Annotated in this window: 13 protein-coding genes and 1 tRNA gene; 6 read left to right on the top strand and 8 right to left on the bottom strand. The window is 73.2% G+C overall.

The features are described 5' to 3' along the window. Positions 1-38: 38 nt before the first annotated feature. A complete protein-coding gene (locus tag QI554_RS41835) occupies positions 39-1709 on the bottom strand; it encodes a DUF4153 domain-containing protein (protein WP_281478299.1) in 1671 nt (556 codons plus the stop codon). A 452-nt stretch (positions 1710-2161) separates the two neighbouring features. Here QI554_RS41835 and QI554_RS41830 point away from each other — a divergent pair, with 452 nt between their 5' ends. The 3 genes from QI554_RS41830 (at position 2162) to QI554_RS41820 (ending at position 4072) form a co-directional block, all read left to right on the top strand. Next, positions 2162-2566 carry a hypothetical protein gene (locus QI554_RS41830; RefSeq protein ID WP_281478298.1) on the top strand — a complete coding sequence of 135 codons (405 nt, stop codon included), beginning with the start codon at positions 2162-2164 and terminating at the stop codon, positions 2564-2566. A gap of 97 nt (positions 2567-2663) precedes the next feature. Next, entirely contained in the window at positions 2664-3374 is a 711-nt protein-coding gene (locus QI554_RS41825; RefSeq protein ID WP_281478295.1) for a thioredoxin-like domain-containing protein, read from the top strand. Next, the gene (locus QI554_RS41820; RefSeq protein WP_281478293.1) at positions 3371-4072 is read left to right on the top strand and encodes a DUF305 domain-containing protein; all 702 of its coding nucleotides are present in this window, start codon (positions 3371-3373) and stop codon (positions 4070-4072) included. The genes QI554_RS41825 and QI554_RS41820 overlap by 4 nt, the downstream gene beginning before the upstream one ends. A gap of 138 nt (positions 4073-4210) precedes the next feature. Here QI554_RS41820 and QI554_RS41815 read toward each other — a convergent pair whose 3' ends face one another. The 3 genes from QI554_RS41815 to QI554_RS41805 all read right to left on the bottom strand — a co-directional run bounded on the left by QI554_RS41815 (position 4211) and on the right by QI554_RS41805 (position 5837). After that, entirely contained in the window at positions 4211-4855 is a 645-nt protein-coding gene (locus tag QI554_RS41815) for a DedA family protein (RefSeq protein ID WP_281478291.1), read from the bottom strand. A gap of 404 nt (positions 4856-5259) precedes the next feature. Further along, positions 5260-5334, bottom strand: a tRNA-Val gene (locus QI554_RS41810). Positions 5335-5384: 50 nt separating this feature from the next. Continuing rightward, positions 5385-5837 (bottom strand): TIGR02611 family protein, encoded by a 453-nt coding sequence (locus tag QI554_RS41805; protein ID WP_281478289.1) that lies wholly within the window; start codon positions 5835-5837, stop codon positions 5385-5387. 300 nt (positions 5838-6137) lie between these two features. On the opposite strand from QI554_RS41805, the gene QI554_RS41800 reads away from it, so the two are divergent. Next, entirely contained in the window at positions 6138-6551 is a 414-nt protein-coding gene (locus QI554_RS41800; RefSeq protein WP_231779752.1) for an SsgA family sporulation/cell division regulator, read from the top strand. Positions 6552-7085: 534 nt separating this feature from the next. On the opposite strand, the gene QI554_RS41795 is transcribed toward QI554_RS41800, so the two are convergent. Next, entirely contained in the window at positions 7086-7631 is a 546-nt protein-coding gene (locus tag QI554_RS41795) for a hypothetical protein (RefSeq protein WP_281478288.1), read from the bottom strand. Between the two features lie 106 nt (positions 7632-7737). Here QI554_RS41795 and QI554_RS41790 point away from each other — a divergent pair, with 106 nt between their 5' ends. After that, positions 7738-8247: a DsbA family protein gene (locus tag QI554_RS41790; RefSeq protein ID WP_281478285.1), complete on the top strand. Its 510-nt coding sequence runs from the start codon at positions 7738-7740 to the stop codon at positions 8245-8247. A 796-nt stretch (positions 8248-9043) separates the two neighbouring features. Here the strand turns inward: QI554_RS41790 and QI554_RS41785 are convergent. From QI554_RS41785 to QI554_RS41775, 3 genes are all read right to left on the bottom strand, one after another. Then, positions 9044-9871 carry a GNAT family N-acetyltransferase gene (locus QI554_RS41785; protein ID WP_281478284.1) on the bottom strand — a complete coding sequence of 276 codons (828 nt, stop codon included), beginning with the start codon at positions 9869-9871 and terminating at the stop codon, positions 9044-9046. A gap of 122 nt (positions 9872-9993) precedes the next feature. Continuing rightward, a complete protein-coding gene (locus QI554_RS41780) occupies positions 9994-10827 on the bottom strand; it encodes an aminotransferase class IV (protein ID WP_281478282.1) in 834 nt (277 codons plus the stop codon). Continuing rightward, the gene (locus QI554_RS41775) at positions 10824-11876 is read right to left on the bottom strand and encodes a chorismate-binding protein (protein ID WP_281478279.1); all 1053 of its coding nucleotides are present in this window, start codon (positions 11874-11876) and stop codon (positions 10824-10826) included. The genes QI554_RS41780 and QI554_RS41775 overlap by 4 nt, the downstream gene beginning before the upstream one ends. 517 nt (positions 11877-12393) lie before the next feature. Here QI554_RS41775 and QI554_RS41770 point away from each other — a divergent pair. After that, a partial coding sequence (locus QI554_RS41770; protein WP_281478277.1) for a DUF4328 domain-containing protein occupies positions 12394-13630 on the top strand: 1237 nt, incomplete at its 3' end.

The following is a 13630-nucleotide window of genomic DNA, read 5'->3' as shown; positions in this document are numbered from 1 at the left end:
GTCCTCCACAAACGACGTGGCGACGCAGGAACCCGCACTCATCGGCGCTCACCCGGCTCGGACGACACCGCCGACGGGCAGTTCCACTTCGGCTTGACGGGGCGGTCCCGGAGGATCCGCTCGGCCCGCACCTCGGCGAGACTCGTCGCGTACCAGGGGTGGCCCTCGTCGAGGTCGGCCGCGATGTCCGCCAGGGCGCAGGAACGATAGGGCTCGGGCAGCCGGTCCAGCGCCGGCACGGCGTCCGGGCCCAGGCCCCGCACGTAGTCCAGGTCGATCGCGCCGGTTCGCTCGTACAACCGCACGCGCTGGTCGGCGACCATCGCGTCCGGTGACACCGCACCCAGCACCGCCACGGTGACCAGCGCCCCGGCCGCGGTGATGCGCGGCAGCGCGGCGGTGACCCCGCGCACCAGTGTGGCCAGCACCACCATCAACAGCACGGCGCACAGCCACACTTCGGCTCCTGCGGTGACCAGTCGGACGCGGTCGAGGCCGAAGTCGCCGACGTACGACGCGGTCCGATACAGGGCCGCCGCCCCGACGCCGACCGCGAGCAGCGCCAGGACGCCGACGAGCCGCTTGGCCAACCGCCGGTCCGCGGCGCGCTCACGCGGCACGACGGTCATCGTCACCGCGACGACGGCCAGGGTCAGCACCGTGACCGTCATCAACTGCCAGAACCCGTCGCGGGCGTACGCGGCGCGCGAGGTCTCCACGTCGTCCAGCAGCCCGTCCTGGTGGCCGAAGAGCACCACGGCCTGGATCACCACGAAGCCGAGGAACAGCACGTCGAGGACCGCGAGCGGAAGCAGCCACTCGATGCGCGACCCGACCCGGTACCCGGCGCGCTCGGGCTCTGTGTCCTCCCGCTGTCGGTCACGGCGGTCGTACGCGGTCCACGCCGCGGTGGCGGCCAGTGCGGTCCCGAAGACGGCGAACAGCACACGCAGCAGGACCGGGCCGACGCCCTCGTCCGGCGCGAGCCCGCCGAGCAGATCCGCGAACACCGCGTCCGCGGCGGCGAACAGCCCGACGAAGACGCCGCCGAGGGCCGCGGTCGCCGCAACGGCCCGCATCGCGGCACCGGTTCCGCCGCGCCGCCGCGCCACCAGCGCGGAGACGCCCTGCGAGACCCACTCCGCTCCGCCGGGGAAGCGCGCGATCACGACCAGCGGCTGCCGGGCGACCTGCGCCCACCGCCTCCCGCCGCCGAGTGCGAGCGCCGCGGCCGCGAACGCGGCGACCACGGTGAGATAGCCGAACCCGTCGTCCCCGCGCCACAACGGCACCGCGGCGAGGAACAGCCCCAGCAGGGCGAACCCGCCCCGCCACCACCCAGGCCGCCCCCGCCGCCCGCCGGCCCGCCCGGCGACGATCGCCGTCCCGGTCGCCGCGAGCGCGACCACCAGAACGTTCGCCCCGAAGCCCGACGCCGCGCAGAACGCACCCGCAAGCACCGCGGTGAGGGCGACCCCGACGAGCACCGGCCACGGAGCGGGATCGTCCTCGGACGGCCAGAAGGACCGACTGACCGCCAGAGGCGGGGACGGAGGCTCGCCGAGCAGGTACGGATCCCACCAGCCGGAGCCACCCGCCGGCCCGTCCACCCGCCCGCCGCTCTCGTCGTGGGCGCCGGTCCCTCCGGAGGCCGGCTCCCGCGCCGCCTCCTCCGCGTCGTCGCCTCTGCCGTCCGTCTCGTCGCGCACGCCCCGCCACCTTCCCCGTCATCTGCCGACGCGGATGACAGACCCGGCTCCAGCCGGTGCCCCGTCGGCGACCCGCCGCAGACGCTAGGGCGGCGATACGGCGATTCCGCGCGGTGATCGCGGAGCACCTGTGAAGGTCGTGTGCGAGATCACCGCAGGTCAGCGGCCGTTCAACGGGGCTCCACGACGCGCACACAACGCCCGCACACGGCGTTCACAAGGCGCGCACCGTGCACGGGCGTGCCGTTGACCGACCGGCGGGCGCGTGCGACGTGCCTCACGGGGCCGAGCCGACGGCGGCTCGGCCCCGTCGGTCGGCGTGCTCCGGCGCGCAAAAAGGGGCCGCGACCACCTCGGTGATCCGGCCCGCGTCGGCCCTGGTTTACCCATCGAGTCGGCCAAATATCCGTCCCGCCTCTGGATCGTTCACTCTTTCGGGTGAGAATGGGCGCGTGACGCATCGGACGGACGTGTTGGCCGCACCGCTGCGGCCCGCCGTTCGTGCGTTGGCCGTGGCGCTGCTCATGCTGGCCGCGCTCCTCGGCGGGACGTTCCCGGCGCACGCCGCCGCGTCCGCTCCCCCGGCCGTCACCGCGTCCGACACCGGGCAGCCGATGCTGTGCCCGTTCCACGCCTCCAGCCCCGACGACGCGCACGGCGGCCCCGGCGGCTGCCACCCCGACGTCCGGGTGTGCTCGCAGTCGACGGTTCCGCCCGTGCCGCCGGTGTTCCCGCCGCCGGTCGGATCGTTCGTCCCCCCGTGGCTGGTCGACCCCGACGCCGTGGGGCCCGCCCCCGCGTCGGCGGGCAGCGCCGTGCCGACCGAGCTGACCCATCTCTGCGTCAGCCGGACCTGAGCAGGGCCTGTCGCGCCCCCGCACGCCCGCAGTCGGCGTCCGGGCGCGTCCGCCCACCCTCGACCACAGCACACACAGACTTTCCCCGGAGGGGACCATGGGGCCGCAGTCCGGCTCGAAGAAGCAGAACAAGGCCGCCAAGAACGCCAAGATGGCGGCGGCCAGGCAGCGGGTCGCCGAGCAGCGTGAGCGGGACCGCAAGTCCGCGCGCCGCCGCTCGGCGATCCTGGGTTCGGCCGCGGTGATCGTCGCGGGCGGTGTGATCGCCGGCCTCGCGGTCGTCGTGATGACGTCCGACGGCGGGGGCGGCGACAAGACCGGCACCATCACCGCCGAGGTCGCGCCCGCGCCGAACATCGCCAGCCCGATCCAGGGCGTCGTGGCGTACAGCGCGAGCCGCACGCACGAGCCGAACAAGAACATCATCTACAAGGAGCAGCCGCCGGTCGGCGGCCAGCACGACCCGAACTGGCAGACCTGCGGCATCTACAACGAGTCCATCGCCGACCGCAACGGCGTGCACTCGATGGAGCACGGCGCGGTCTGGATCACCTACAGCCCGACGCTGCCCGCCGACCAGGTGGCGAAGCTGAAGGCGAAGGCGAAGCAGGACTACATGCTGCTGTCGCCGCACGACGACATGTCGACGCCGATCACGGTGACCGCGTGGGGCTTCCAGCTGAAGGTCGACAACGCGGACGACCCGCGCATCGACGACTTCATCAAGCTGTACCGCGTGAACCAGCAGACGACGCCCGAGCCCGGTGCGTCGTGCAGCGGCGGAGTGGGGAAGCCGGTCAAGTCGTGACGATCCGTTCCAAGGCGGTCGCGCTCGCCGCGGCCGCGCTCTTCGCCCTGCCCGTGCTCGCGGCCTGTTCGTCGGACGACGGCGGCTCGGCCAAGCCCACGGGCACCCCCACGATGCTCGGCGTCCCGCAGCCGGGCGTGCCCAACCCGCCGAGCGACACCTCCGTCGACGCCGGCTTCGCGCGGGACATGAAGGTCCACCACGCACAGGCCGTCGAGATGTCGTTCGTCGTCCGGGACGCGACCCAGGACGAGGCGACCCGGCGGCTGGCCTACGACATCCTCACGGCGCAGCAGAACCAGATCGGTCAGATGACCGGCTGGCTGAGCGTGTGGGGCCTGTCGCAGACCACGATGGATCCGCCGATGAAGTGGATGTCGCCGGCCGGCATGACGGCGATGTCCGGGCACTCCATGGCGCCCGGGATGACGATGGCGCCCGATCCGAACGCCCCGCTGATGCCCGGCATGGCGACCAAGGATCAGATGGACAAGCTCGCCACCCTGAAGGGCCGCGAGGCCGAGGTGATGTTCCTGCAGCTGATGATCACCCACCACCAGGCGGGTGTGGCCATGGCCCAGGACGCCGTCGACCACGCGACGACGCAGGTGGTCAAGGACCTCGCCAAGTCGATGGTCAACGGCCAGCTCAGCGAGATCGACCTCATGCGCGGGATGCTGACCGAACGCGGCGCCTGATCCGCACGTCAGACGGAAGGGCCGGGTGCGCGCGACGCGTGCCCGGCCCTCGGCGTCTCCCAGGGCCGCTCGCGCCCTGAGGGCGTCCGACCCCGACCAACCCCTGCGGCGGGACGTCCCGGGCCCGCAGCGCGGCGCTCAGCCCGCTTCGGCGCCGACCTCGACCTGCGACGCGGCCTCGTCGGCGGCCTCGCGGCGGCGGCGCACGACCCTCACGATGCGCGCCGGTATCCCGACCAGCAGCGGCACCGACGCGCCCAGCGCCATGCCGCAGCCGGCCACGAAGAGCGGACTGTCGTGCACGAACTGGCCGGCGAGCGCGCCGAGGGTCAGGGCGTACGACACGGATATCGTCGCGCCGACCGCGGTGGCCGCCCGGAACTGCCGGGGCGGATAGCCGACCCGGCCCGCGAGTATGTTCACCGCGGTACGCCCGCCCGGCAGGAACCGGGCCGCGACCAGCGCGGCCATCCCGCCGCGGTTCAGCGCCCGCTCGGCGAGGTCGAAGGCCTTCTGCCGACGCGGCCCCAGCGTCATGTCGCCGCCGCGCCGCAGCCCGGCCCGGCCGACCGCGTACGCGCACTGGTCGCCGACGAACGCTCCCGTCGCCGCCAGCGTCAGCACGAGCGCCAGGTAGCCGAAATGGTCCCGCCCGACGGCGGCGGCCGCCATGACCAGCTCGTCGCCGGGCACGACGGGCACGACGGAGTCGGTGCAGACGGTCAGCGGCAGTACGAGCCAGAGCCAGGGCGAGAACAACAACCCTGTGCCGGCCGCGCTCACTCCGTGCCTCCGGTCCACCGTGTGGTGCGTGGTTGGTCCGTGTCGGTCACCGACAGATCATGTCGTGCCGCGCTTCGAGACAACACAGCGGGTCCCGTCTCACCCGTCACAACGCCCTCCCCCGACGGCCCCGAAAACCCCCAGGTGCCCCACCCCGAAGCCCAGCCCCGAAAGACGAAGCCCGACCCCTCTCAGCCCCCACCCCGAAGACCGGGGATGCGGGCGGCGAAGCCCCGCCAGCCCCCACCCCGAAGGCCGCGGTGCGGGTGGCGAAGCCCCGCCCCTCTCAGCCCCACCCCGAAGGCCGGGGGTGCGGGTGGCGAAGCCCCCGCCGCGGCGAAGCCGCCGAAAAAGAAACAGGCAACCCGGTCCGCGCTTTCCGCGGACACAGGTTGCCTGTTGCCTGGTGGGCGATACTGGGATCGAACCAGTGACCCCTTCGGTGTGAACGAAGTGCTCTCCCGCTGAGCTAATCGCCCGGGCCAGGAAGAACCCTACCGCATCGACGAGGGGCTTTTGGCCACGGCCGTCACCACACCTGCCACGGCAGGACGAGGCCGAACGTCAGCAGGTAACCGCCGGCGGTCGCGGCGATCAGCACGCAGCCCGCGGTCAGGATGATCATGTTCCGGCGCCGCGTGCGCGGGTCCAGCGCCCGCTGCGCCGCCTTGGCCGCCTGGTCCTTCGTCCACAGCAGCGTGCGCTGCGCCCAGACGAACTCGGTCCCCAGGATCGCGAGGCCCACCAGCAGCGCCGGGATGCCGGGGCCGGGCAGCACCATCATCGCCATGCCCGCCGCGATGACCGCGAAGCCCACGATGGCGACGCCGATCTGCCACGTGAGGTGGAGCGTGCGGGAACGTTTCACGAAGTGCGGGGCGCGTGAGGTGTGGTGACGCGGACGGGGCACCTGGGACCGCTCGTCGGCCGTTTCGGGTCCGGCCGTCGTCGCGTCGGCGTCGGGAACGGCGCCCGTGTCCATCCGTTGTTCCCCTCGTCTCTCGCCTCAAAGCAGCGCGACCCGCACACCTCGCGCGGGTCGGACCACGGTACAAGGGAGAGCCGCGAGTGAACATGTGTTCCCCCATGCGACGGCGCGTCTGGGACGCCTCTACGGGGCGTACACGGGACCATTGGCGGGTTTCGCGGGGACTTCGCTCTTAAGGAGTACCCAGAGCCGCGTATATCGGGCAACGACGTTTACGAACGGCGTGTAGGTGGGATGTTGCGAACGCCGAGTGCGAATCCCCGAGCGCACACTGAGCGAAAGGCCATGGCGCTTATGAACACCACGGTCAGCTGCGAGCTGCACCTGCGCCTCGTCGTCTCCGCCGAGTCTTCGCTTCCCGTCCCCGCGGGACTGCGCTACGACTCGTCGGACCCCTACGCGGTGCATGCCACTTTCCACACCGGTGCGGATGAGACGGTCGACTGGGTGTTCGCCCGCGACCTGCTCGCCGAAGGGCTGCGCCAGCCTTCCGGCACCGGAGATGTCCGCGTGTGGCCGTCCCGAAGCCACGGCCAGGGCATCGTGTGTATCGCGCTGAGCTCCCCGGAGGGCGAGGCGCTTCTCGAGGCTCCCGCGCGGGCGCTCGAGTCGTTCCTGAAGCGCACCAACGCCGCGGTCGCGCCCGGTGCCGAACACCGCTACTTCGACCTCGACCGCGAGCTCTCGCAGATCCTCGCCGAGAGCTGATCCTTCCGCCACCCCCTCTGGCCTGCGCGGTCGGTCGCCAACCGACCGGACATCAACGGGCCCGCAGGGGCGGCGCGGCGGGGCGGCTCCCACGGGATCCAAGCACCTTGCAGTAGCCCGGAAGCCGACCGGACCTCCCACTCGGGGAAGAGGGTCCGGTCGGCTTCTGCGTCCCCGGGAGCGTTGTCGACTTCTCGCCACGCACCGGTTGGGGCGGTCGGCCACGGCGCCGCGCCCGGGCGGTTCGAAGGCCATGGATGACGGTCGCGCCCGGCGTTCGCATTTCTCGTAAGAGCGTCCTATCCGATGCCGGATCTGGCCGGAGTCGATAGATCTACGGTGCTCGCCGAGGGTGAAGCTCAGGGGTTCCTGGGAATTGCCTGAACTTCCCGGTTATTCGCGCATACATATCCACTGGGACGCATCATGGATGTCGCGTCGCGGCGGCCTTCGCGTCCGCCCGGAAGTGACCGGATTCACAAGCGCGCGTCAAACCCGCCATCGCTATCCGGCGGAAAAGCGCGGTTCCCAGGGTTAGATTCCCCGCCTGCGGAGGATCTCCTCGATCTCGTCGAACTCCGGGCCGAGGCCGCTGTCGCCACGCCGCCCACGCGGTTGTTTGGCCGGCTTCCCAGGACGCTGCGCGGGCTGGCCTTGCGCCTGGCCCGACGTCGACTGCGGCAGGCTCCGGCCGGACGCGCTCGGGCCGCCCCCGCTGAGCAACGCGTCGATCGACGACCGGCCCGACGCCTCGGGGGCCGGCGGGGAGTCGTCACCGCTCCGCGCGCCGATCATCCGTACGACCAGCAGCAGCCCGACGGACACCGCCAGCACCGCGACGCCGGCCCACGCCGTCACACCGAAGGCCAGGTCGGTCGCCCAGTCGGCCACCGCGGACCCCACCCTGCGGCCCAGCGTCGCCAGACCCGTCAGGTACAGCCCGATGGGGATGAGCGCGAGGCCGACCCAGCGGGTCGCCCGCAGATACCTGCCCTTCTGGGCGGACTGCACCGCCAGCACGAACCCCAGCCCGGTCAGTGCCGCGCATACGGCCCCGGTCACCACACCTGCGCCGGACATCACGTGCTCCCTCCACGACGGAACACCTCCATAGTGCCCGCACGCGCGCGCTGCGGGCGTCGTACTGGAGACCGAGTACCCGTCTCCACCTGGAAGACTGGCGGTTATGAGCTCTCCGCGCCCTCCTCGCGTCGACATCTGGTGCGAACTGCAGTGCCCCGACTGCCGCACCGCCCTCACCGACCTGGCCGCCCTGCGCGCCCGCTTCGGCCCCGAACTCGTCGTGGAGCTCCGGCACTTCCCCCTCGAAAAGCACAAGCACGCCCACATCGCGGCCCAGGCCGCCGAGGAGGCCCGCGCCCAGGGCGCCCTGTGGCCCTACGTCGAAGCCGTCCTCGCCCGCGTCGAAGACCTGGCCGCCGCAAAGGGCCCGGCCGCCGAACGCCTGCTGGTGGAAATCGCCGCCGACCTCGGCCTCGACGCCGACGAGCTGGAGCTCGCCCTGATCGACGGCCGCCACATCTTCCAGGTAGACGCCGACGAAGCCGAAGGCGCCGCCATCGGCGTCAAGGGCACCCCGACCTACGAGGTAGCCGGCGAATTCCTCGACGCCCACCTCGACCAGACCGGCATCCGCCAACGCATCGAGGACCTCCTGACGGCCCAGGGCCACTGACGGAACCGCACACACGCGCCACACCCGCGACGGGGAGCGCCCGCACGCGCCCCTGAACGGCCGCGCGCTCTCGCCCCCACAACCCGAGCCGCCACGCGCGGACGAGCGAGACCGGGCCGGCGCGGAGCGAGGACGCAGGCACCGAGCGCGAGCGCAGCGTGAGCGCGGCGCGCGGGGCTGGGCACGCGGTCGGTCTCGCAGACCTCCCCGTGGCGCGAGTTCGGCTCGATCGCCCGAGCGCGGGCTCAGCGCTCGGCGCTCGGCCTCGGGCCGCCGCGCCCGGGCGGGGAGCTCGCGGGCAGGGGTGGGCTAGTCGGCCGCGCCACCCGCGCCGCCTTCGCCCCCGCAGCCCGAGCCGCCACTTGCGGGCGGGCGAGACCGGGCTGGTGCGGAGCAGAGGCGCGGGCACTGGCGTCGAGCAGGGGGCTGCCCACGCAGGGCCGGTCTCGCGGGCCTCCCCGTGGCGCGAGTTCGGCTCGATCGCCCGAGCGCGGGGGGGGTCGGAGGTCGTGTGCATTGCCACGGTGCCGGTTTCGGCTCGGATCGGGTCGGGCGAGGTGGGTTACGTGTACACCGGGCTCGCACGTCACCGGGGCCGCGCCGTCTGATGCGGGCGGGGAGCGCGTGGGGTGGCCAGGCCGTCGGCGTCGCAGGCGTCGCTGCGGTGTCGGGTTCGAGTCGGGCGCGCGAGAGTGGGGCTCGTGTGCGTCGGGCTCATGCGTGGCTGGCGTAGCCCCCCAGTCGCGCCCGCGTCCGGCCGCCTCGGCCTCCCAACTCGCAATCCTGGTAAGGCTTGTCAGAGGATGGGTTTGCCGAGTTGGCGGGATTGGGTGCGGTAGCCCATGGCGGTCGCGATGTGGCGGGCGGCTGGGACGGGGCCTACGAGTTCCAGGCCTAGTTCGCCCAGGCCGGCTGCGTAGGCGAGGTGTTCGGCGGTGCGGAGGAGGAGGCGGCCGTGGCTGCGGCCTCGCCAGGGGGTGGGGACTTCGAGGGCTCGGACTTCGGCGCGGCCGGGGGTGGTTGGGGAGGAGTCCAGCCAGACGACGCCTGCGAGTTCGTGGGTGGGGGTGCGTAGGGCGTAGGGGCGTTGCTCGCCGCCGCGGAGGCGGGCGTGGGCGCGGGCTTCGGCGTGGCGGAGGGACCAGCCTTGCTCGCTGAGCAGGGTGACGCAGCGGAGCCAGGCGTCGTCGGTCCAGGCGGCGTGCTCGTCGGGGGTCATGGGGGCGAGGGTCAGGCCGCGCGGGGCGTCGGGCATGCTGCGGGCGGCGCCGATGCCGCCGCGGACGCGGGCCACGAGGTAGCGGCTGTCGAAGGCGTATCCGAGCGTGGCCGCGAGGCGCAGGCCTGGGAGGTTGCCTTCCGGGACCTCGACGGCGACGCGGCCGCAGCCTCGGCCTCGCAGTATCTCCTCGGCGGCGAGCAGGGCGACGCAGCCGTGGCCGTGCCGGCGTCGGGAGGCGAGGACCTCGACGTGGTCGATCCATCCTGTGCCGTCGCCCCACCGCCCGTGCGCGTCGAGGTGGAGGCGGCCGATGGGGCGGCCGTTGGCGCAGATCGCGTACCAGTCGCCGGCACCGTCGACCGGGCGCGTGGTGTGCGGTGCCGGTCGCAGTGTGGTGGTCACGTCGGCCGCCCCCGTCCTGATCGCGGTGCCGGTCGACGTACTGATCGATCGGCTCGTCGATGGGGTGCTGCCCGCCCGGCGCGCGGGTCAATCCGGCGCGGGGCGGGCGGCGCGCGGCCCGGTCAGGGGTCGATGTCGGCGGCGGCGCGGACTTCGAACGCCGCCGTGGCCGCACGCGTCAGCGGTCCGGGCTCGCCGAGCTCGCGGTCGTCGATGCGGTGGACGGCCTGGACGTCCCGCAGCGAGGAGGTCAGGAACACCTCGTCGGCTTCGGCGAGCACGGACAGCGGCAGGTCGGCCTCCTCCGCGTCGCACCATTCGAGGACGAGCGCGCGGGTGATGCCCGCGAGGCAGCCCGCGGACAGCTTGGGGGTGAGCAGGCGCCCGCCGAGGGCGACGAACACGTTCGAGCCGGTGCCCTCGCACAGCAGGCCCGCGGTGTTGACGAAGAGGGCCTCGGAGGCGCCCCGCTTGGCCGCGTACGCCAGCATCACCACGTTGTCGGCGTAGCTGGTGGTCTTGAGCCCGGTGGTGGGGGCGTGCTCGTTGCGCGTCCAGGGCACGGTGACGACGGCGGTGCTCGCGGGGCGCGGCTTCGCGGCGCCGAGGGCGACGACGAGGGTGGCGGGCGCGCCGCCGCGGTCGGAGCCGAGGGGCGAGGGGCCGCCGGTGTAGGTGATGCGGAGCCGGCCGGGGCCGTCCAGCGGGTTCGCGGAGAGGACCTCGGCGCAGGCCTCGCGGACCAGCTCGTGGTCGGGGTCCGGCAGGCCGAGGCCGCGCGCGGAGCGGGTGAGCCGGTGGAGGTGGCGGGTGAGCGCGAAGGCCTGTCCGCCGACCGCCTTCATGGTCTCGAACACACCGTCGCCGACGGTGAACCCGTGGTCCACGACGGACACCGTGGCGTCCTCTTCGTGGACCAGGCCGCCGCCGGTGGTGTCCCCCAGCCATATCTTCATCGTCCCGCTCCCTCGGTGGTGCCGTCGTCGTGGTCGAGGCCGCCGCCGGCCGCGACCCTCAGCAGGTTGTCGGCCTTGAGCTCGGTCTCGTCCCATTCGCCCTGCGGGTCCGAACCGTAGGTGATGCCCGCTCCGGTGCCGAACCTGAGGTGACCCTCACCGTCGAGGAAGAAGCTGCGGATGCCGACCGCGAGCTCTCCTTCGCGCCGGTCGGCGTCGACCCAGCCGACGGCGCCGCAGTAGGGGCCGCGCGGGACGGGCTCGAGTTCGCGGATGATGCGCATGGCGCTGGACTTGGGGGCGCCGCTCACCGACCCGGGCGGGAAGGTCGCGGCCAACAGCTCGGGCCAGCCCGCGCCTTCGGCGAGCCGGCCGTCGACGAGCGAGACGAGGTGGACGAGTCCGGGGTGCTTTTCGACGATGCACAGGTCGGGGACGGTCACGGTCCCGATCGCGCTGGCGCGGCTGAGGTCGTTGCGCACCAGGTCGACGATCATGATGTTCTCGGCGTAGTCCTTGGGCAGCAGGTCGGCCTCGGTGCGGCCGGTGCCCTTGATGGGCCCCGACTCGACGCGGTCGCCGCGCCGCCGCAGGTACAGCTCGGGGGACGCGCAGGCGACGTGGACACCGTGCCGGGGCAGCCGTATGACACCGCCGTAGGGCGCCGGGTTGCCGCGCGCGAGGTGGCCGGCGAGTCCGACGATGTCGGCGTGCTCGGGGTCGGGCAGCGGCGCGGTCAGCATGCGGCACAGGTTGACCTGGTAGACCTCGCCCTGCTCGATGTACGCGCGGATGCGGCGGACGCCGTCGCGGTAGGCGTCGGCGTCGAGCGAGGTACGCCACGCCTCGGGCGCGGGGCCGCGCCACGGCGCGGCCGGAAGTGGCGCCTCGCGGACGTCGGAGAAGCGGGCGAACACCATGCCGCCCTCGAAGTCCACGACGACCGCCCAGAATCCGCTCGAGTCGAGCGCGGCCGGGTCGTCGGTGACGTCGTGGAGGCCGGTCGCGAGCCGTCCGCCGAGGTGAGCGAGCGCGGGGAGTGAGTTCACAGGTCGTTCTCGGAATCCACGGGTCGCAGGATGTCGCGGGAAGTCGCGGGTTCCAGGGCCCGGTCGGGGCTCTGGACACTGGGGCACGGGAGCGGGGGATTATCCCCGGCGCGGGCCCCGGATGGGCACCTATTGTAAGGACGTTCCCGAAACGTGGCGGTGCGGGATCCGTGCACCGCGGCATCTCGATCCGGACACCTCGTTCCGGCGCCGCGTGCGGCACGGCATGATGCCGTGTCGGGGGGCCGGGCGATGCTTGCGTACCCCCGCCGTCCGCGTGCCCCGTGGGGTGGGCGGGTGCTGTCGGGCCCCGGTCCGGCGGCCGTTGCCGAAGCGCTGTTCTTCTCCTGTTTCTGCTGATTTCCGTTTCGCCGTCCCGATTGCTCCATCGCTGGTTCAACCGGTAACCGAAGGGTTTCCATCCGTGCTCTGTCCCGCCTGCGGCACCTGGTCCACCCAGGCCGACCGCTGTTCGCACTGTGGTGCCGCGCTGGCAGCGCCGCCGGTTCCCGCCCCCGTGGGCGCCCCGGCCGCTCCGCAGCCGCCGGCCCCGGCCCCCTACGGGCAGCCCGCGCAGGCCGTCCCGGCTCAGGGCGCCTACCCGCACAACCCCTATGCGGCGCAGAACCCGTACGCGACGCAGCCGCAGATGCCTGTGCAGCAGCCGTACGGTGTGCCGGCCGGGGCTCCGATGGGGGCTCCCATGGGCGCGTACCCGGGCCAGCCGGGGATGCCGGGGATGCCGACGGGCGCGTACGGCGCACCGGCTCCGGCGCCGGGCTTCCCGGGCGGGCCCGCGCCGTACCCGGGGATGCCCGGGTACCCCGGCACCGCCCCGTTCGGATGGCGTCCGCCGCAGCCGTTCCGCCCGCTGAAGGGCCTCGCGGTCGCGCTGTACGCGCTGCTCGGCGTCTCGGCGCTGGGCGCGGTCGTCACGATGGTCGCGTTCTTCATGCGCGCGTCGCTGCTGAACGACCTCATCGACGACGCCTCTTCGGTTTCGTCGGGGGACGCGGACAACGCCGACAACTTCGTGGTGGCGTCGACCACCCTCACCGGTCTGGTGATGGCGGCGACGGCCGTGGTCTTCGTCATCTGGTTCTACCGCGCGCGGTGCAACGTCGACCTGTTCGGCCCGTCGAAGCAGCGCCTGGCGCGCGGCTGGGCGATCGGCGGCTGGTTCTGCCCCGTCGTGTGGTTCTGGTTCCCGAAGCTGATCGCGCACGACGTCTGGAAGGCGAGCGACCAGCACGCCCCCGAGCGCGGCGGCAAGACGCCGGGCCGCCAGGCGACGCTGTGGGTCTGGTGGGTGCTGCTGCAGCTGGCGATGTGGGCACCGTGGATCGGCACGTTCCTCTACCCGAACTTCGACGACATCGTCGTGGACGACGCCCCGGACCTGCGGACGGCGGACTACGTCTCCGGCTCGCTGCGGGTGCTGCTGGTGCTCGCGTCGGTGGCGGCGGTGTTCGTCGTGCGCAAGATCACCGCGCTGCAGCACGAGCGTGAGGCCACCGCGCTGGCGGCGGCCGGGCTGGGCATGGACCCGGCGGCGTACATGGCGGCGGTCGCCGCGGGCGCGGCCGGTGCCGCGGTCGCTGGTGTCGCCACTGCGGGTGCCGCGGGTGCGGTCGGCGTCGCGACCGCGGGCGTGCCCGCTCCGGCGGCGGCCCCGGCCGCCGAGTCCGTTGCGGCGCCGGCGGAGGCTGTTGCGGCGCCGGCCGCTCCGGTCGCCGCTCCGGCAGCTGCCCCTG

Origin of the sequence: Yinghuangia seranimata (assembly GCF_029953285.1) — a bacterium.
In the GTDB taxonomy this organism is placed as follows: Bacteria; Actinomycetota; Actinomycetes; order Streptomycetales; family Streptomycetaceae; genus Yinghuangia; species Yinghuangia seranimata.
This window is presented reverse-complemented; position numbering and strand designations above follow the sequence as displayed.